Annotated in this window: 1 protein-coding gene; it reads right to left on the bottom strand. The window is 45.8% G+C overall.

Annotated elements, in window-relative coordinates:
• Positions 1–244 (bottom strand): hypothetical protein (locus tag AB4585_RS22530; RefSeq protein WP_372171044.1); only part of this gene is annotated, 244 nt, incomplete at its 3' end.
• Between the last annotated feature and the right edge of the window lie 197 nt (positions 245–441).

The following is a 441-nucleotide window of genomic DNA, read 5'->3' as shown; positions in this document are numbered from 1 at the left end:
TGAACACGCCTTCATGGAAGGGTGCGAACGACCATGTCGATGTTGAGTAAATAATCTCAGCCAGGTGTCGCAATGTATCTCTCGAAGGTGGCAAAAACTCAAGGTTGGGTTGGCTTATGCCCGTCGCGGCTTTTCGGATCGCATTAAGGTTGGGTATGGGTGGTGTGTTGGCTGTGTTATTGGGTATCCCCCAGTTATCAAGAGGAATTTTTGCTGAGCTGAGTTCTGTTGCTAGTGTTGTCATAGGTTGCTGTCTCCTTCTTCGGTATAGCCAGGTTAGCAATTATGTTGGTTCGCAAAAGCGTTTAGAAATCTCAGGTATTCAGGTTTCCTTTGTTGGCGGTTTTCGTTGTCGCTACACGTGTGCGTGGTCTCGGTATTTGCCATAAAACTGGTAAGTGAAAAGGATATATGGTGGAAAGTATTATGGAGAGGTTAAGT

Origin of the sequence: Vibrio sp. 10N.222.49.C9, from assembly GCF_041474985.1 — a bacterium.
Classification (GTDB): domain Bacteria; phylum Pseudomonadota; class Gammaproteobacteria; order Enterobacterales; family Vibrionaceae; genus Vibrio; species Vibrio crassostreae_C.
This window is presented reverse-complemented; position numbering and strand designations above follow the sequence as displayed.